Annotated in this window: 11 protein-coding genes and 1 pseudogene; 11 read left to right on the top strand and 1 reads right to left on the bottom strand. The window is 70.5% G+C overall.

Annotated elements, in window-relative coordinates:
- Positions 1-930 (top strand): annotated as a pseudogene (locus QZV81_RS01965) (DNA-directed RNA polymerase subunit beta'); the annotation flags it as partial.
- Positions 931-1,020: 90 nt separating this feature from the next.
- Complete coding sequence (locus QZV81_RS01960; RefSeq protein ID WP_292831682.1) at positions 1,021-1,620, top strand: hypothetical protein; 600 nt, start codon at positions 1,021-1,023, stop codon at positions 1,618-1,620.
- Positions 1,621-1,662: 42 nt separating this feature from the next.
- On the opposite strand, the gene QZV81_RS01955 is transcribed toward QZV81_RS01960, so the two are convergent.
- Positions 1,663-2,274 (bottom strand): hypothetical protein, encoded by a 612-nt coding sequence (locus tag QZV81_RS01955; RefSeq protein ID WP_292831679.1) that lies wholly within the window; start codon positions 2,272-2,274, stop codon positions 1,663-1,665.
- Between the two features lie 130 nt (positions 2,275-2,404).
- On the opposite strand from QZV81_RS01955, the gene QZV81_RS01950 reads away from it, so the two are divergent.
- The 9 genes from QZV81_RS01950 (at position 2,405) to QZV81_RS01910 (ending at position 17,730) form a co-directional block, all read left to right on the top strand.
- Complete coding sequence (locus tag QZV81_RS01950) at positions 2,405-3,319, top strand: ABC transporter (protein ID WP_292831676.1); 915 nt, start codon at positions 2,405-2,407, stop codon at positions 3,317-3,319.
- A complete protein-coding gene (locus QZV81_RS01945; protein ID WP_292831673.1) occupies positions 3,319-3,789 on the top strand; it encodes a hypothetical protein in 471 nt (156 codons plus the stop codon). Before QZV81_RS01950 ends, QZV81_RS01945 begins: the two co-directional genes overlap by 1 nt.
- A gap of 71 nt (positions 3,790-3,860) precedes the next feature.
- Entirely contained in the window at positions 3,861-4,553 is a 693-nt protein-coding gene (locus tag QZV81_RS01940; protein WP_292831670.1) for a spermidine/putrescine ABC transporter substrate-binding protein, read from the top strand.
- Between the two features lie 79 nt (positions 4,554-4,632).
- A complete protein-coding gene (locus QZV81_RS01935) occupies positions 4,633-5,763 on the top strand; it encodes a serine/threonine-protein kinase (protein WP_292831667.1) in 1,131 nt (376 codons plus the stop codon).
- Positions 5,760-11,681 carry an Ig-like domain-containing protein gene (locus tag QZV81_RS01930; RefSeq protein WP_292831664.1) on the top strand — a complete coding sequence of 1,974 codons (5,922 nt, stop codon included), beginning with the start codon at positions 5,760-5,762 and terminating at the stop codon, positions 11,679-11,681. Before QZV81_RS01935 ends, QZV81_RS01930 begins: the two co-directional genes overlap by 4 nt.
- A gap of 16 nt (positions 11,682-11,697) precedes the next feature.
- Positions 11,698-12,663 (top strand): MoxR family ATPase, encoded by a 966-nt coding sequence (locus tag QZV81_RS01925; protein WP_292831661.1) that lies wholly within the window; start codon positions 11,698-11,700, stop codon positions 12,661-12,663.
- The gene (locus tag QZV81_RS01920; RefSeq protein ID WP_292831658.1) at positions 12,660-14,009 is read left to right on the top strand and encodes a DUF58 domain-containing protein; all 1,350 of its coding nucleotides are present in this window, start codon (positions 12,660-12,662) and stop codon (positions 14,007-14,009) included. The genes QZV81_RS01925 and QZV81_RS01920 overlap by 4 nt, the downstream gene beginning before the upstream one ends.
- Positions 14,006-16,438, top strand: a complete 2,433-nt coding sequence (locus tag QZV81_RS01915) for a transglutaminase-like domain-containing protein (RefSeq protein WP_292831655.1) — start codon at positions 14,006-14,008, stop codon at positions 16,436-16,438. Before QZV81_RS01920 ends, QZV81_RS01915 begins: the two co-directional genes overlap by 4 nt.
- Positions 16,435-17,730 carry an FHA domain-containing protein gene (locus tag QZV81_RS01910; RefSeq protein WP_292831652.1) on the top strand — a complete coding sequence of 432 codons (1,296 nt, stop codon included), beginning with the start codon at positions 16,435-16,437 and terminating at the stop codon, positions 17,728-17,730. The genes QZV81_RS01915 and QZV81_RS01910 overlap by 4 nt, the downstream gene beginning before the upstream one ends.
- The last annotated feature ends 289 nt before the right edge of the window (positions 17,731-18,019 follow it).

Genomic DNA, 18,019 nt, shown 5'->3' with positions numbered 1-18,019 from the left:
GCCCAGTCGATCGGCGAGCCCGGCACGCAGCTGACGATGCGTACGTTCCACACGGGTGGCTCGGCTTCCGCCGACGACATCACCCAGGGTCTGCCGCGCGTGCAGGAGCTGTTCGAGGCACGTACCCCCAAGGCTGCGTCCCCGATCGCCGAAGCGGACGGTGTCATCAAGATCGACGAGACCGACAAGGCCAAGAAGGTCATCCTGACGCCCGACAACGGCGACGAACCGCACATCTACCCCGTGCTCAAGCGCGCGACGCTGCTGGTCGAGGACGGCCAGCGGGTCACCGTCGGACAGCCGATCCTGGTCGGCACGCTCGACCCCAAGGAGGTCATGCGTGTCATGGGCGCCCGCGAGGTGCAGAAGTACCTCGTCAACGGCGTTCAGGGCGTGTACCGCTCGCAGGGTGTGCCGATCCACGACAAGCACATCGAAGTCATCGTGCGCCAGATGCTGCGGAAGGTCACCGTGGTCGACCACGCGGACACGACGCTGCTGCCCGGCGAGCTCGTCGACTTCAAGCGCTACCAGCAGATCAACCGTGAGGCCGTGGCCGAGGGCAAGCGACCCGCGTCGGGTCGTCCGGAGCTGATGGGAATCACGAAGGCGTCGCTCGCGACCGAATCGTGGCTGTCGGCGGCGTCGTTCCAGGAGACCACGCGGGTGCTGACCGAGGCCGCCATGCAGGGCAAGAGCGATCCTCTCGTCGGCCTCAAGGAGAACGTCATCATCGGAAAGCTCATCCCCGCGGGCACCGGCCTTGCGAAGTATCGCAACGTCGTGGTCGAGGCGACCGAGGAGGCCAAGAGTGAGCGGTACCCCAACCGCATCTTCGCGTCGGACGGCGCGTACTCGGACGCCGACTTGAGCTACGTCGACTTCGACAGCTTCTCGACGGACGATTTCACGCCCGGCACCTACAACTGAGCACCAGGGAGATGGGCCCGGGATCTCGCGATCCCGGGCCCATCGCCGTGTCCGCCGCACGCGCGCCGCGGGGCGACGTAGCGTGGAGCCATGGCCCGAGTCGGCGGCAGAAATGCCTACATCGCATGGGTGGTCGGCATCGGCTGCGCGGCGACCCTCGGTGCGCTGGCGATCCTGGCGGCGCCGCTGTTGCCGGCATCCGTTTCATGGATGGGCACCGCTCTCGGCGTGCCGACGGCGCATCCCGTCGCAGTCGAGCCCGCCGATGGCGCCGGCGCCGCGCCGACCGAATGCGATCAGCTCTACGGCGAGGCGCTCTGGGCATCGCTGCGCTTCTCCGCGGGAGCCGACCTCACCTCCTCCCAGGATCCGCCGACGACGACGGCCGCGGCGCTGGTGGGCGCACTTCAACCGCAGGTGCGGGTGACGTGCTTCTGGACCGCCGCTGGTGGAACGGTTGTGACGACCCTCGCGACGGTCGTCACGGATGCCGGGGCGCTCGCCGCTTCGGCGCTCCCGGCATCCGGGTTCACCTGCGAGGCGCACGGGGAGCGTTCGCGCTGCACGCGCTCGGATGGCGACCTCACCGAGACGATCGAGGCCGGCGAGGGCCTCTGGGTGTCCACGAGTGAGAGGGGCTGGCATCCCGACGGCTATGCGTCGAGTGTCGCCGACCAGGTCTGGCGGTGAGATCGGTCCTCCGTGCGCGGTGGCGCGCGCGGGCCCGCACACTCAGCCCTCGGGCCAGAGCGAACGGATGATCGCGGTGGTGTAGCCCACGGGCGCGAGGTTGGAGAACTCCGTGTCGACGATGACGCCGTCCCGGTAGAAGAGCGTGCGTCCCTGCTCGATCGACAGCGTGTCGCTCGTCCAGGTCTTCTCGCATCGCACTCCTCCGCTGGGCTCATAGCAGGTGAAGCCGTCGTTCGCGAGGGCAAACAGCGCGTCGAGGGCCTCGCGTTCGGGGGAGTAGCCGATCACCGTCACAAGCCGAGTGGCCAGCGCGCCGGGTTCACCCCAGACGCAGACACGAGAGCTGTCGGGCCGGATGCCGCCGCCCATGCCGGGCGCGTTCAGCGGCACGTGCTCGAGTTCGGTCACAACGGTCCCGCTGAGGATCGCGCGGCAGTCGTCCGGAAGCGCGGTCGTCGAGACGGAGGGGCCGATCGGGAAAGGACTGCTCGTCGGCAGCGGAGTGGCGACAGCGGAGGTCGAGGCGCCCCCGGCGGTCTCCGTGGTCTCGGACCCGGGGAGCGCTTCGGACGGTGTCGCGACGCATCCCGCAAGAAGCAGCGCGGTCAGACCGAGAGCGGCCGTGTTGGGAAAGCCTCGATGCGCGCGCATCCCTCCACGATAGGCGCGCGTCGGCTGCGCGACGAAGAGACACACGACGGCACGCCTACGCCGCGCGCTCCGGCTCGAGCGTTACGATCGCAGTGCGGTGGCATGCGCCCCCGCGTGAGGAGCACCCGCGATGAGCGATCCCAAGTACGGCGAGCCGGTCGAGGAGACACCGACGCCGGATGCTGCGCACGGAGATGACGTGGTCGGACGCGTGAACGAGAGCCTCGCCGAGGCGGAGGCCGCGTCGCGCGATGCCGTGGATGAGTCTGTGCGCACCGCGCCGCCCGCGGCTGCGGACGAGCCAGCCGGACCGGTCGCCTCAGAGTCCGCTGGAAACCCCCTCTACCGTGGTGAGGATCTGTCGCTCGACTACGCTGCCGCGTCTCAGCCGGACGCCGCACACGAGGCACCGGCCGAGTCGCATGCCGAGGTCATCACCCCCAGCGAGCCGGTCGCGCTCGTGGCGGCTCCGACTCCGCAGCCCATCTTCGTGCAGGCTCCCGAGCCACCGCGCCCGCGCGGGAATCGCACCGCGGCGGGCCTGATCGGACTGCTCGCCGCGATCGTGTTCGGGATTCTGTACCTCGCCGCTTCGCTCGCACTTCGCGGCATCGCGGGTGTCGTGTCGGCGTCGGACGTCGGCACCGAAGCGTTGTCCGCTCTGACGGCGTGGTGGTTCTGGGTGCCGGTCGTCGTCTTCTTCATCGCCTTCTGGCTGCTCGGCGCGGTCATCAATCGCGGCCGGTGGGGCCACTGGGTGATCTTCGGCCTCCTCGTCGGTGTCGCCTCGTACGGCGGACACGTGCTGGGTCAGCTGTTTCAGGCTCCGTTCTGGTCGCTCACCGCGAGTGAGGGTGCGGACCTCGTGCAGACTCAGCTGCTGGCGCCGCTCGCGATCGCGGCTTTCGTGCTCGGTCGCGAGATCACGATCTGGTTCGGCGCTTGGGTGGCGGTGCGCGGTGCGCGCGTGACCGAGATCAACAACGAAGCACAGCGTGAGTACGAACGCACGCTCGAGGCCGGGCCGAGGCTCCACCAGTCCTGATGGACGATGCCGGCCAGGGCGTTTCACCACCGGTGGCGGTGGCCTTCGCGGTCGTCGGGTTCTTCGCGCTCGTGATCGGCGGATTCGGTGTCACGAGCTTGCTCACCGAAACCGACGTCGTCGCGGCCGGGCACAGCCAGCTGCCCGGGATCGTCGCGGTCGCGGCGGCGACCGTGGCGTTCGCGGCGACCCTGTGGGCAGGGGTGCACCGCGTGCCGCCGTCATACCGCGTCTCGCTCACCGCGGCCCTGGCGGTGCTCGTCGCGTTCGTGCTGGGGCTCGTGATCGGCGCAGCCATCGAGGGCTCCGATGTGGCAGCTGCCGTCGCGGTCGCCGGGATGTTCGCCGTGTCATGGTTTGCGCTCATCGTATTTCTCGCGGGATTCGCGGCGGCCTGGGCCGGGGTCGCACTGGTGCGCACGCGCGCATCGCGCCCGCGCTGGCCGTGGGAGCAGGACGACCCGGAGTGATCCGGCGCAAATCCGGCCCAATTCCGACCCAACTCCCTGCGCAGACCGCTCATGCGGGGCACAATGGGCCTGTGGAGCGGTCCATCGAGACACAGGTCAGCCAGGCGGTCGACGCCTGGCTGCGCTGGCTGCCCCGCTGGGAGCCCGCGACGCACCGCGGCCGGATAGCGCCGTGCCGCCGTTGCTTCGGCTCTCCGGTGCTCTCCGCCGCCGGGCTGGGGTCGGATGTCCCGCACGGAGTGCAGCACGGTCTGTCCACGCGCATCAAGACGATCATCGATCATGCCGTCGCCGGCTACACCGCGCACAACCTCCCCATGCTGCAGGCTGAGCTCGATCAGCAGGCGGCACGCAATCGGGCTCGCACCTATCGGCCCGCGGAGGGGCTCGATCCGGAATTCGAGGGCTTGCCGATGGATCCTGACCCGGTCCCGGGCGCGCCTTTCCTGTTCACGATCTCAGGTTTGGCCGATGAAGTGGATGCCGCGCTCCCCGCCTTGCCTCCGCTCAGCGCCGAGGCGAAGGCGGCGCTGCGTCAAGAGGTCGGGCTCGCCGACGACTACGCCACTCTCATCGGCCGCGATGTCTGCGGGATCCTGCTGCACCATAGGCTGCGGATTCAGGCGGCGGTCAGCCAGTATGTCGAGCCGCAGATCGCCTCGATGCTGGAGGAGCTCGCCCGCTCGCTCGATGCCCCCTTCGCTTCGCCCGCGGAGCCCCCGGGCGACGCGGACACCGACCCGACCAGCCGCCCGGGGCTGTAGCGACGCGCCGGCGCCGGCTGCTTTGTTAGCATTGCCGGGATGTGAGGACGGCCGTGCCGAGAGAACGCCGAGGGATGCCATGACGCGCAGGCTTCCGTCTGCACCGCCGCTGCTTCCCGGTTTGGACTACGTCCGCCCGCTCGGATCGGGCGGGTTCGCCGATGTCTTCCTCTATCAACAGGACATGCCCCGACGTTCGGTCGCCGTCAAAGTGCTGCCGAGCGACGAGCGCGACCCCGATCTGCTGCGCATGTTCAACGCCGAAGCGGACGTCCTCGCGAGGCTGTCCGCGCATCCGGCGATCGTGACGGTCTATCAAGCGGGAATCTCCGCCGATGGGCGGCCGTACATCGTCATGGAGTACTGCCCGGGGTCGCTGTCCCAGCGGTACCGGCTCGAACGGATGCCGGTACCGGAGGTCATGACGATCGCCGTTCGCCTCGCCGGCGCGCTCGAGTCGGCTCACCGCGCCGGACTCATCCACCGTGACATCAAACCGAGCAACATCCTGCTGACGACATTCGGTGCTGCCGTCCTGGCGGATTTCGGGATCTCGTCGCCGCTTCTGCGCGACTCGGCCGGGGACGTCGTCGCGATGTCGATCCCATGGACCGCGCCCGAGGTACTCGCCGAGCACACCGGCGGAACGATCGCCAGCGAAGTGTGGAGCATGGGCGCGACGATGTACTCGCTGCTGGCCGGGCACAGCCCGTTCGAACGGCTCGAGAAAGGTCAGAACACCCGCGACCTCATGCGGCGGCGCATCGCGCGCGCGACGTTGGTCCCTGTGCCGCGCACCGACGTCCCCGATGCGCTGCAGAGCGTGCTCGCGACGGCGATGGCCCGGGACCCCGACGCCCGCTATGCGTCCGCGCAGGCGTTCGGAGACGCGGTGCGCGCGGTTCAGCGTTCCGAGGGTCTCGCGCCGACGCCGCTGGAGGTGCCCGCTGAGGAGTGGCTGCCCGCATCCGAGTACATCGACTTCTCCGACACGGTCGCGCGCGGCCCCGTGCGCAGTCGCCTCGAGCACGCGGCTCGCCGTCCCCGCCCCGCTCCGGAGACGGCTGTCCGACAGCGCGACGAGGACACGAGCCTGGCCACGCCCTCGCCGCGCCGCCCGGTCGGGCCGTGGATGATAGGCGGAATCGCGGCACTTGCGCTGCTCGGCGGGGCCATCGCGGCAGCGGCCGCCGGCTGGTGGCCCTGGTGACGCGGCGCCGCACTGCCGTCGGCCTGTCCGCCGCCGCGCTTGCCATCGCGCTCGTCGCGGGCGTCAGCGTGGCCTGGCCGGGACTCGACGCACAAGAAACACCGGTGCAGAGATCCTCGGCGTGGGTGCTGCAGGCTGACGGACTCCGCTATGCACGCGTGAACAGCGTGGTCGGCGAGCTCGACACCGTCCGGGCGGTCAACAATCCGAGCCGCATCGTCGACGCCGACACGGGCGCGTACATGTTCACGGACAGCGACAGCAAAGTGATCCGGATAGACGATGCCGCGCCGGTCGATCTCGATGCCGATCGGCTGAGGGAGGCATCCTCTGCGCCGCCGGGCACGGAGGAAGTCGACAACGCGGGAGATTTCGTCGCGTACCGGACGGATGCCGGCGCCGTCTACGCGGGCCGCCTCTCGCTGGGTTCGCTCACCCGGGTCGAGCCGCGGGAGAGCCCGACCGACATGGCCGACAACGTCCCCGCCTACACCTCCGACGCGATCGCGATCGATGCGAACGGCCTGCTGATGAGCTACTCCGCCGCCGACGAGACGGTCGCTCGGGTCGATGTCACGACGGCCGAGGTGCTCGGTATCGACCCGGCACCGGTCACCTTCACGACACCGATCGTGACCGCCGCGGGGCAGGAGTGGGTGCTGGTGGACTCCGCGTCGGGGTCGTACCTGAAGCGCGGCGCAGATGCCTCCGCATCCGCCGGGACGACCGGAAGCCTCGCGGTCGCGCGCGCCGACGCCGACGCCGACGCCGTGTACATCGCCGACGAGACCGGGCTCGTCCGCATCCCTGCCGACGGCGACTCGCACGAGCGGGTCTTCGGTGACAGGACGACCGCACGAGGGACCGCCGCTCGTCCCGTCGTCCGAAAGGGGATCGTGTATGCGGCATGGCTCCCCGAGGGCGCCGGTGCGGGGACGCTCTGGAGTTCGGCGGACGGCGACGTGCCTCTCGATTACGCCGGGCTCAGCCTCGGCGCGCTGCGGCGGCCGGTCTTCACGGATGCCGGGCACACGCTGCTGCTCAATGATGCGCGTTCGGGGTGGGTGTGGACCGCCCCGAGCGGTGCGCTTCTCCCCTCCACCCAGAACTGGGATCTCGATGATCGGGTAGAGACGGCCACGCAGGTGGGCGACGATGAACCGCCGCCGGTTGTCGATCCTCGCCCGCCGGTCGCCGTCGGTGACGCGTTCGGCGTGCGCCCCGGTGCATTGGTCTCGCTTCCGGTGCTGCTCAACGACCACGATCCCAACGAGGATGTGCTGGCGATCGACCCGGCATCCGTGACGGGGCTCGACCCCGCATTCGGCACATTGACGACGACTGACGACCATCAGCGGCTCGCGGTCCGCGTCTCGGCGGACGCCCAGGGCACCGCGAATTTCAGCTACGCCGTGACCGACGGCACAACCGCCGACGGGCTGGTGTCGCTTCCCGCGACCGCGACCTTGACGGTCGCGGGCGACAGCGAGAATGCCGCGCCGGGGTGGTGCGCGGTCGAACAGTGTCAGCAGACCTGGCCTCGGCCCGACGTCGCCCGCGGTGGCACGTTGCGGCTGCCGGTCCTCGGCGACTGGGTCGACCCTGAGGGTGATCCCGTGCTGCTGCTTTCGGCCACCGATCCGTCCGGCTCAGGCCAGGTCGCCGTGACGTCCGACGGGAGCGTCGTCTACCAGCACAGCGACACGGGTGCCGAAGGCGAGCAGATCGTCTCGGTCGTCCTGACGGCCGGCGATGCGCGCGGCGCTACCACGACCAAGACGCTCGTCATCCGCGTGGCGGACGACCCGAAGCCCGCGCTGCAGTCGTTCGCGGTGCTCGACACGGCCGGTTCCCGGGTGAGTGTCGACGTCGCGCCGCACGTCACCGGAACGGCGGGCGGGATCAGCGTGACGTCAGCTCGCGTGCTCGATGATGCGGCGGCGGCGGCGACGGTCGTCGGCGGATCGACCTCCTTCGACTTCGCGGCGGCGAAGGAAGGGAGCTACCGTGTCGCGGTGACCGTGACGGCGGCCGGGCAGGAGGCCACCGGGACGGTGCGGATCACCCTGCTGCCGCCGGAGGCCCCCGCGGACCTGTCGACCGCGCCGGTCGTGGCATTCGTGCGTCCGCAAGCCGACGCCACCGTCGACGTCTTCGCTGCGGTGTCGAACCCGACCGGGCGCGTCCTGCTGCTCAGCGACGTCGTCCGCCATCCGGCCACAGGAGCGAGTATGGAGGCGGATGCCGTCGGCCAGAGCCAGCTCCGGGTTTCGGGCACGACGCCCACCGGCGAGGCGGGTGTCCTCGGAACCGTGACCTACCGGGTCAGTGACGGCACCGAGGATGCCGGTTCCGCGGTCATCGGCGAGGCGACCGTGTACCTCCTTCCGGCGACGACGGAGCAAGCGCCGATCGCGGTCGACGACAGCGTGGTCGTGCGCGTCGGATCGCAGGTCGACATCCCCGTACTCTCCAACGACGTCGCGGCGTCGGGGACGCACCCGCGCCTCGACCCCGAGTCGATCGTGTCCTCGTCGTCGGAGGTGCTCGCCTTCGCCTCCGGTGATGTGCTGCGGTATCTCGCGCCTGCCACGCCCGGGCAGTACAGCGTGCAGTACCGCGCCTTCACGACGGGGGCGCCGGCGCTCGGAGACGTGGCGACCGTGCAGGTGCGGGTCGAGGCTGACGACGCCAACCGCGACCCGCTTCCGTCCTCGCTCAGCGGCCGTGTCCTGAGCGGCTTGTCGACATCGATCGCGGTGGACGGCTTCGGGATGGACCCCGATGGCGATGTCGTCCGGCTCGCGAGCATCGTCGCCCAGCCGGCGCGCGGATCGGCCGCGATCTCGGCCGACGGCACATCGATCGTCTACACCAGCGTCGCCGGCGACACGGGCCAGGTGGAGTTCACGTACCGTGTCGTCGACGCGCTCGGCGCCGCAGGAGAGGGCCGTGTGCGCATCGGCATCCTCGGCGGCGACGCCGACCCGAGCCCTGTCACCTACACCGACTACGTGCACGTGCAGGTCGGTGCCGACAGCGTCATCCGCGTGCATCCGCTGGCCAACGATCTTGATCCGATGCAGGGGACGCTCACCCTCACGAGTGTCCGTCCCGATGTCCCCGAGGTCGCCGAGGACGGCACGTCCTCTCCCGAGTACCGGCGCCTGTCAGAGCGCATCGCTTCGGTCGCCGATGACACCGTGGCTCTCGTCGCCGGCAGCGCCCCGGCAACGATGACGTTCCTCTACGATGTCGAGTCGTCGTCGGGGAACACTGCGCGTGGCCTCATCGTGGTGCGGGTCGTCACCCAGCGCGTGCCCGACTTCCCGATCGTCGAGGACACGATCCTGGGCCCGCAGGACCGTGACGACCTCCGCGCCGGCGTCGAGGTCCTTGACGGTGCGGTGCTGTGGTCCGGCGGAGACGCGAGCACGTTGACGGTGGGGCTGTGGGGAGACCCTGAGGGAGTGCAGGTGTCGGGTTCACGCATCCGGGGTGAACTCGGTGACGAGGCGCGCCTGATCGCGTTCTCGGTCACCGGTCAGACATCTGCCGGACAGGTGACCACCTACGCGTTTCTGCGGGTCCCGGCGGCCTCCGAGGCGACCGTCTCGCTTCGACCGGGTGTGGCGCCCGTGCAGGTGGCCGAGGGGAAGGATGTCACTTTCGACGTGTCGGACTTCGTGTCGCAACCGCGCGGCAGCGTGCTCGAGGTCGGAAACCAGGTGCGCGCCTCGGGCGCGCGCGCCCAGGGGGTGTGCGCGGCGGTGTCCGGGACGACGCTGCGCTACACGGCCGGATCCGGGGCGCCCTGGACCGATGGGTGCCTCGTCTCGGCTCGCGTGGCCGGGCAGTCGACGTGGGCGGTGCTCTCGATCCCCGTCGTGGTGACGCCGATCGACCCGCAGCCGATCGTGAGCCCGGCGTCGTTCGAGATCGCGCCGGGTGACGGCCATGTCGTCGATCTCAGTACGCTCACGACGTGGCAGGGAGACCCCGAACCGATCGCCTACCGCATCGGCGGGCATGCGGCATCCTTCGACGTCACGCTTTCCGGTGAGACCCTCGCCCTGCGGGCGCACGACGACGCGTTTCCGAGCGCCGTGGAGTCCGTCTCCGTGGAAGTCACCAGCCATGCCGGCGTCACGCCGGCACGCATCACTCTTCGTGTCGGCGCGGCGCCTTCGACGCTTCCGCAGGGCGGAACGGTCCAGCAGCAGTGCAGCCAGGCATCCGGATCCTCTTGCACGATCGAGGTCATCGGCGCGCCGGGAGAGGTCAATGCGCTGCCTTCGACTCCGCTCACGCTCGTCGCGGCCTCGCCGGCGAGTGCGTGTGCGGGGGTGAGCTTCGCGGTGGCGTCGGCGACGCGCGTGGTCGCGAGCTGGACCGAGGATGCGCCGGGAGCGACCTGCGCCGCCACCTTCACGGTGCGCGATGCGCAGGGGCGCGTGAGCAGCGCCGCGCGCGACGGGCGCATCACCCTCGATCTGCGGGGATTTCCACAAGCGCCCGCGAGTGTGCGTCAGAGCGCCTACGCGGACGGCTCGCTGACCCTGCGGGTCGATCCTGGGGCGGCGGCAGCGGCCGCCCCGGCGATCACCGGATTCACCGTGCGCCAGGCGGGTCAGGTGGTCGCGACGTGCGCGCCGCAGGGACTGTGTCCCGAGATCGCGGCGCCCAACGGCGAGCGTCGCACCTACGAGGTCGTCGCCGTCAATGCGGTCGGGGCGTCCCGCGCGGCTGTGCGGACCGTTGCCTGGGCATACGAACCTCCGGCGGCGCCGACGGGCGTCTCGTCGACGCCGGTGGTCACCGCGGGCGAGGGCGGAGTCGCGGCGATAACGATCACCGGCGTGGATGCCGCCGGCACCGGCGCCCTGCAGATCTCGAGCCCGGTCGGTGACACCGTTTCGGTCGAGGTCTCGCCCCGGCAGACTTCCGTCACGGTGCGTTCGTTCCGGGTCGGTTCGAACACACCCACGACGGTGACCGTCACCCCGATCTCCCGCTTTGATGCACCACCCGGGGTCGGCGGCCCGGCGAGCGAATCGGTCACCGTCTCGGCGCACGGTATCGGCGCGCCGCTGTCGCCGACCCTCACCCTGAGCGCCGTCAACACGGGAAACGGCCGGGCGGAGGTCACCGCGGTCGGCACCGCGACCTCCGGGGGCGAGGGTTCGACGCTGCGCTACGGCATCGTCCCGGAGGGGAGGACATGCACGACCTCCGCCGGTGGTGACCGGGCCGTGTTCTCGAATCTTCCCGACGGACGCCAGTACACGTTCGTGCTGTGCGCAGAGTCGTGGCTCGACGGTGTCCGGTACGGTCGCGTGACCGCGAGCGCCGATGTGCGTGCCGCCCAGAACGGCGGGTCCCCTCGTGGCTACACCTTCGTCGTCGGACCGGCGGCGCACGTCGCGGACGGCCGCGCGACCTGGACGATCGACCAGGCACCGACGTCTCCCGAGACCCCGCCCGTGAACAATGCCGCGGTCTTCGACCGATTCCCCTCGAGCGTCTTCGACACCGACCCGGGCATCCGCGTACGGTACGAGCACACCTCCGGATGGTGGCAATCTGCGTGGGGCAGCGTCGCTCCGGCGCCGGGGAGTGCGCCCTACCAGGTGCAGGCCCGCTGGTCGCTGGGCTCCTGCACCGGTGGCGCGCTCCTTGCCCCGAGCGGGAGCTCGACCGATGGACGCGCGTCCATCACGTTCGGCGGCGACCAGATCACCTACTTCGATGCCGCTGGCGCCGTCCTGCCGACGGGTGAAGACCCGCTGCTGGTCCCTGCCGCCGCGGTCCGCGTCTCGGGCGTCGGCGTGCGCGTCGACTGGGCGGCGTGGAACCTGGAACCCGCCATTGCCGAGATGTCGGCCACCTGCACTCCCCTACCCGCCATCACCCCCTGAACCGAGGACGCACGCCATGACGATCACCACCGAAGAGGCGACCTGGTTCGCGCAGACCTTCGCGCGTCTGGCCGATAACGTCGAGCGCGCTGTGCTCGGCAAGCGGCACGTCGTGGAGCTGATCCTGACGGCGCTGCTCAGCGAGGGACACGTGCTCATCGAGGACGTCCCCGGCACGGGCAAAACCTCGCTCGCCCGGGCGATCGCGCAGTCCGTGCAGGGTACGAACACCCGTATCCAGTTCACCCCCGACCTCCTGCCCGGAGACATCACCGGAATCACCGTCTACGACCAGAAGACCGGGGAGTTCGACTTCCACGCCGGACCGATCTTCGCGACCATCGTTCTGGCCGACGAGATCAACCGGGCCAGTCCGAAGACGCAGGCGGCGCTCCTCGAGGTCATGGAGGAGGGACGTGTCACGATCGACGGCATCACCCGACCGGTGGGGCGGCCGTTCCTGGTGCTCGCGACGCAGAACCCGGTCGAGCAGGCCGGCACGTACCGCTTGCCCGAGGCGCAGTTGGATCGATTCCTGCTGCGCACGTCCCTCGGGTATCCCGACCACGCCGCCACGGTGAGCATCTTGGGGGGCGCCGCGGTGGCCACGGATGAGCTGTCGGCCATCATCACGCCGTCCGCCCTGGTGGGAATGAGCGAGCTGGCGGCCGACGTGTACGTCGACGCGCTGGTGCTCGACTACATCGCCCGCCTCGTCGACGCCACGCGCTCCGCCGAGGAGGTCCGCCTCGGGGTCAGTATCCGTGGAGCGCTTGCGCTGACACGCGCGGCGCGAGCGAACGCCGCCGCGCAAGGCCGGACGTTCGTGACCCCCGATGATGTCAAGCGCCTGGCGGTGCCGGTGTTGGCACACCGGCTGATCCTGCGCCCCGAAGCCGAGTTCGACGGGGTCACCCCCGAGGCCGTGATCGGTCAGGTCCTCCTGGACGTGACGCCGCCGAGCCGCCGGGAGGCCGTATGAGCCTGGGCGACTCCCGCCTGACGCACACCTCGGCCGCCACGGGCGGCCGCACCGAGGCCACTTCGGCGAGGTCGCGCGCGATCGTCATCGCGGCCGTGCGGGCGTCTCGCGCGTGGACGGCGCTCCGCGCGGCACTCCGCGCAACGATCGCATGGTGCGTGCGCACCGTTCGCCCCGCGGGTGCGCTCGCGATCGCCGTCTCCGCCGCCGGGCTGGTCGCCGGCGTCGCCTTCGGCTGGGTCGAGGCCGTCGTCGCCGGTGCACTTGCCACGGCGTTCTTGATCCTCAGCATCCCGTTCCTCTTCGGGACGCGCGCGTACGAGGTCGGCCTCGCCCTCGAGCACGAGCGCATCGTGGCCGGCAGCGGGGTGTCCGCCACAGTGACGGTGCGCAACACCGGGGGGCGCATCGCGCTGCCCGGACACATCGACGTCCCGGTCGGGGCGGGGCTGGTCGAGTTCGGTGTGCCGCTGCTGCGCGCGGGGCAGAACTCGCTGAGAACACTGACGATCCCTCCTCTGCCGCGCGGGATCGTACGGGTCGGGCCTGCCACGAGCGTGCGCGCGGATCCCCTCGGCCTCCTGCGTCGAGAGCACGCCTTCACGGCTGTCCACGACCTGTACGTCCACCCTCGCACTGTGACCGTGCCATCTTCGAGCGTGGGACTCATCCGCGACCTCGACGGACGTCCCACCAGGCTCCTCGTCAACGCCGACATGTCCTTCCACGCGATCAGGGAGTACGTACCCGGTGATTCGCGGCGCGAGATCCACTGGAAGTCGACGGCGAAGACCGGGCGACTCATGGTCCGCCAGTACGAGGAGTCCCGGCGCTCCCGGATGGCGGTCGTGCTGGGTCTGTCCGAGGCGGAGTACCGGTCGGACGACGAGTTCGAAATGGCCGTCAGCGCCGCCGCGTCGCTGTCATTGCGCGCCGTCAGCGACGCGCGCGACCTCGACATCGTCGTGGGTGCGGAAATCCCGCGGGTGGTCCGGGGTCGCCTTCGCGCGATCCGTCATCTCGCATCGGGCGCTCCGCGGATCGTGCTCGATGGTTTCAGCTCTGTCAGGCGTCTGAGCAGCACGATGGCCCTCAAGGACGTCTGCCGTCTCACCGCCGAAGCCGCCGACCACTTGTCGATCGCGGTCCTCGTGGTGGGCTCATCGGTGTCCTTGACGCACCTTCGTCAGGCGGCGCTGGCGTTTCCGGCGGATGCCGCCGTCGTGTGCATCGTGTGCGACGAGCGCGCGCATCCGCGGACCCAGGTCGCCGGACCGCTGACGGTGCTCACGATCGGCACGCTCGACGATCTGTCGGGACTGATGCTCCGGGGAGCGACATCGTGAAGCGCGTGAATGCTGCGCGGGTGACCGCCGGCTCGGTGTATGTCGGCACGTCGGTGCTGCTCGCTGCCGTGGCCGCCTGGCCGATCTACCGCACCGGTGCTTTCCTGGTGCTGGTGGTGACGGCCGCGCTGCTCGCTGCGGGCATCGTGGCGCTCGTCACCTGGCGAGGCTGGGGCGGGTGGGCTGCAGCGGGCGTCGTGGCCGCCGTCCTCGCGCTGACCGGGGTGCCGCTGGCGGTCCCGGGAAGCCTCGGCGGGCCGAGTGAGATGCTGCGCGGGCTCGGCGAGCTCGGCGCGGGAGTCGTGGTCGGCTGGAAGGACCTGCTGACGGTACAGCTGCCCGTGGGGTCCTATCGCAATCTTCTCGTCCCGGCGCTCGTCGTCTTCCTCGTCGGAACGACCGTCGCGCTGCGTGCGTCGTGGCGCGCTGACGCCAGAGCGATGTGGGCGGTCGCGGTGAGCATGGCGATGGTCGGGTTCGGGTTGCTGTTCGGTCGCACCGACGTCAGTGCCCCGCTCGAGGCCGGACCGCTCACCCTGCCTGCTCCCGTCGAGACCGGCCTCGGGGTTGTGTGGCTGGTGACGGGGATCCTGTGGCTGTCGTGGCGCGCTCGCGATGAGCGTGTGCGTGCTCTGAGTCGCGCCGCCGAATCGACCGGCGTGCGGACGCAGCGGATCGTACCCGCGGACACCCGCCGCGTGATGCTCGGGGTGGGGATCGTCGCAGCGTGCACCGCGGGTGTGGGGCTCACCGTGCCCGCGGCGGTGGCATCCGTCCCCCGCACCGTGCTGCGGGACGCGACCGGACCGCGCGTCGAGATCTCCCGCGAGATCAGTCCGCTCGCGTCATATCGGACCCTGTTCGCGGACGCAGCCGTGGACCAGGTGCTCTTCCAAGCGACGGGTGAGGACCCTCCGGATCGCCTGCGGCTGGCGGTGCTCGATTCGTACGACGGTGCGGTTTTCCGCACCGACGCGACGACCTCGGGGGCCCCTTTCGTCCGCGTTCCGGCGGCACGGGATGCCGGCGCCGGCGCGGTGGCGCAGGTCGAGGTCGCCGTCGGCGCGCTGGCGGGCATCTGGATGCCGTCGGCGGGCTCGCTGTCGGAGGCAGTCTTCGACGGCCCCCGTGCGGTGTCGCTTGCGGACGGCTTCTACTACAGCCCCGAGCTCTCCGCCGCCGTGCAGACAGCCACCTGGGCGCCGGGCGACAGCTACGCTGTCCGCGCAGCGCTCCTCGCACCGCCGCCGTTGGCGGGCGCGACGGCGCCCGGGGACCTCGAGAGCGCAGTGGTGGCCCCGGCGAGCCTGCGCACGTGGGTTCGGGAGCACGCTGCCGGAACCGGGGGCGCAGCTCTCGAGGGTCTGGTCGAGCTGCTCCGCACCCGTGGCTACCTCTCACACGCGCTGACCGGCGCGGACGGGGGCGCGATGTGGATGCGCGACCTCGGTGACTATCGTTTCGTCTCCAGCGCGTCGGGACACTCCCTCGCGCGCATCGACGAAATGTTCACCGCACTCGCCGAGCGCGAGGCGGATCCGCGCGCTGCAGCGACTGACAACTACGTTGCGGCGGTCGGTGACGACGAGCAGTTCGCCACCGCTGTCGCCCTCATCGCCGGCGAGCTGGGCTTTCCGGCGCGTGTCGTCGTCGGGGTGCGGCTGTCGTCGACGGATGCCGGGGTCAGTGTGTGTGCGAACGGCGCATGCCGGTCGGGAGACGTCTCGGCATGGGTCGAAGTCCGTGCTGCGACCGGCGAATGGATCCCCGTCGACGTCACGCCCCAGCATGCCCAGGCACCCGGCGACGAGGTCACCGAGCAACCGGATCCGACGATCGGCACGGCGGTGCGTCCGATCACGGTCGACGAAATCGAGCCGCCCAAACCTGCTCAGGAAGACGCGGCCGGCACGCCTGAGCCCGATCGGGTCGCTGACCTCGGCTGGGTGTGGGCGGTGCTTCGGATCGCGGCCTGGACGGCCGGGATCCTCGCGGCCGTCGTCGGGCCGTTCCTCCTCGTGATCGCGGCCAAGGCGCTTCGTCGCCGGCGCCGTCGCACGGCGCAGCGCCCCGCCGACCGGGTCGCCGGCGGGTGGGACGAGTATCTCGACGCGGCGGTGGATGCCGGGCATCGAGTGCCGGCAGCATCCACCCGCACCGAGATCGCGGCGCTGCACGGGACGCGAGCTGCCGCCACCCTGGCCGCGAGCGCCGATGAAGCGGTGTTCTCGGCCACGACGATCGATGCCCGGGATGCCGACGATTTCTGGCGGATCGTCGACGCCGAGCGACGCGCTCTCGCTCCCGGTCTCTGGGCGCGCGTGCGCGCGGCCGTATCGTTGAGATCGATCGTCCCGCCCGGGCGCCTGCCCGCACCGCTGATCGAGAGGGGGAGTCGCGTGTCCTGGACGCCGCGACGCACCACATGAGACCGATTGCCGACGAATCGCTGCTGTCGCTGCTGGGGCTCTTCGGGCTCCTCATCGGCGCGGCCGGATACCTCTGGGCGGCACTGGCGCTGTCGGCGATGTTCCGCAAGATGGGCGATGAACCCTGGAAGGGATGGGTGCCTTTCCTGAACCTCGCCACGGTTCTGACCTGGGGTGGGTTCAATCCGTGGCTCGTGTTGATCGGGCTGATCCCCTTCGCCGGTCCGATCGCGATCGCGATCCTCGTGATCATCTCGGCGCACCGCATCAACCCCGGATTCGGCTATGGGACCGCAATGACCGTGCTTGCGGCGTTCCTTTTCGTCGTGTGGGCGAGCATCCTCGGCTTCGGACCCGCCCGCTGGCTGGGGGCGCGCGCCGCGGCGTGGCGGCGCGCGGCGGTGGACCCGGTGGCACCGGCTCTCGCTTCACCGACCAAAGCCGCGCCCCTCGCCGTTGCGCCGCCGGTCCTGTCGGCACATGTCGAGGCATCGCCTGACGCGTTCGCACCCCCGCCGCCCCGCGTAGCCTCCGCGTGGGTGTGGGTCCCCCCCGACATCACCACGTCGCAGCCCGCCGAGGCAGAGCTTGCGGCCGCGCCGTCGCCGGCCGCTTCGGCACCGGCTCCCGCGAGAGAGGCGCCGGCCGAGATCTCATGGCCGTCCGAGATCGACGACGTCTCGGCCGTGTCCCCCTCGCCCTTCCCTCCGAGCGCGGCCGCGGGGCGCCGGGGGGCTGCGCCGCTCGTGCCCGAGGACGCGGAGGACGCCCAGGATGCGGAGGACGCAGAGGATGAACCGAGTGGTCCGATCGCGTTCGTCCCCGGCCGCAGGGGGAGCGCTGTGGCACCGCCCGTCGCACATCCGGTGACCCGCATGCCGGCACAGCACAGCCGAGAGCCCATCGGCGACGGAGATGACGACCTTGAACGCACACTCATCGCGCGTCGCCTGAGACGCCCCCTCTGGGAGCTCGTGCCGGCATCCGGCGTGCCGCTCCCTCTGACTTCGGACGTCGTGATTCTCGGGCGCCGTCCCGCGGCGGACCCGACGTACCCGCGCGCGCAACTCGTGTGTGTTCAGGACACCGCACGGACCGTCTCCAAGACTCATGCCCGCATCGAGCTCCGGGGCGATCGCTGGCTGATCACCGACCTCGACTCGACCAACGGCGTGCTGCTTCGCACGCTGATGGGAGAAGAGCTCGAGATCGAACCGGGTACCGAGTTGCAGGCGGGGGAGCGCTTCTACCTGGGCGATGAGGAGTTCCTGCTCCACCGCGTGGAGAACTGACTCCCGAGTCGTTTGACCGCCTCGCTGCGCACGCGTATGATCGATCGGGTGTGCGCTCATGCGCGCCCTGTGTCATGCCTCGGCGCGACGCAGGGGGCCAGTGCGCCGCATCTCGGGATCGACCTGCGAACAGGCCGCCCCCACGGCATATCCACCACCCAAACGCTCGGCACGTTCGTGCCCGGCCGGTGGATCTGTGGTGAAACCCACGCGCTGTCACCGTGCAGCATGAGAAGGAGAGAACGTGCCAACCATTCAGCAGTTGGTTCGCAAGGGTCGCTCGCCCAAG

Source organism: Microbacterium sp., assembly GCF_011620665.1.
GTDB lineage: Bacteria > Actinomycetota > Actinomycetes > Actinomycetales > Microbacteriaceae > Microbacterium.
The sequence above is the reverse complement of the archived record's forward strand: the minus strand, read 5'-3'. Positions and strand labels throughout refer to the sequence as shown.

What these genes read in the sequence shown, in the direction of transcription:
- QZV81_RS01955 (WP_292831679.1), bottom strand. Translation starts at nt 2,274, where the DNA reads ATGCGCGCGCATCGAGGCTTTCCCAACACGGCCGCTCTCGGTCTGACC.
- QZV81_RS01925 (WP_292831661.1), top strand. Translation starts at nt 11,698, where the DNA reads ATGACGATCACCACCGAAGAGGCGACCTGGTTCGCGCAGACCTTCGCG.
- QZV81_RS01935 (WP_292831667.1), top strand. Translation starts at nt 4,633, where the DNA reads ATGACGCGCAGGCTTCCGTCTGCACCGCCGCTGCTTCCCGGTTTGGAC.
- QZV81_RS01960 (WP_292831682.1), top strand. Translation starts at nt 1,021, where the DNA reads ATGGCCCGAGTCGGCGGCAGAAATGCCTACATCGCATGGGTGGTCGGC.
- QZV81_RS01945 (WP_292831673.1), top strand. Translation starts at nt 3,319, where the DNA reads ATGGACGATGCCGGCCAGGGCGTTTCACCACCGGTGGCGGTGGCCTTC.
- QZV81_RS01950 (WP_292831676.1), top strand. Translation starts at nt 2,405, where the DNA reads ATGAGCGATCCCAAGTACGGCGAGCCGGTCGAGGAGACACCGACGCCG.
- QZV81_RS01920 (WP_292831658.1), top strand. Translation starts at nt 12,660, where the DNA reads ATGAGCCTGGGCGACTCCCGCCTGACGCACACCTCGGCCGCCACGGGC.
- QZV81_RS01910 (WP_292831652.1), top strand. Translation starts at nt 16,435, where the DNA reads ATGAGACCGATTGCCGACGAATCGCTGCTGTCGCTGCTGGGGCTCTTC.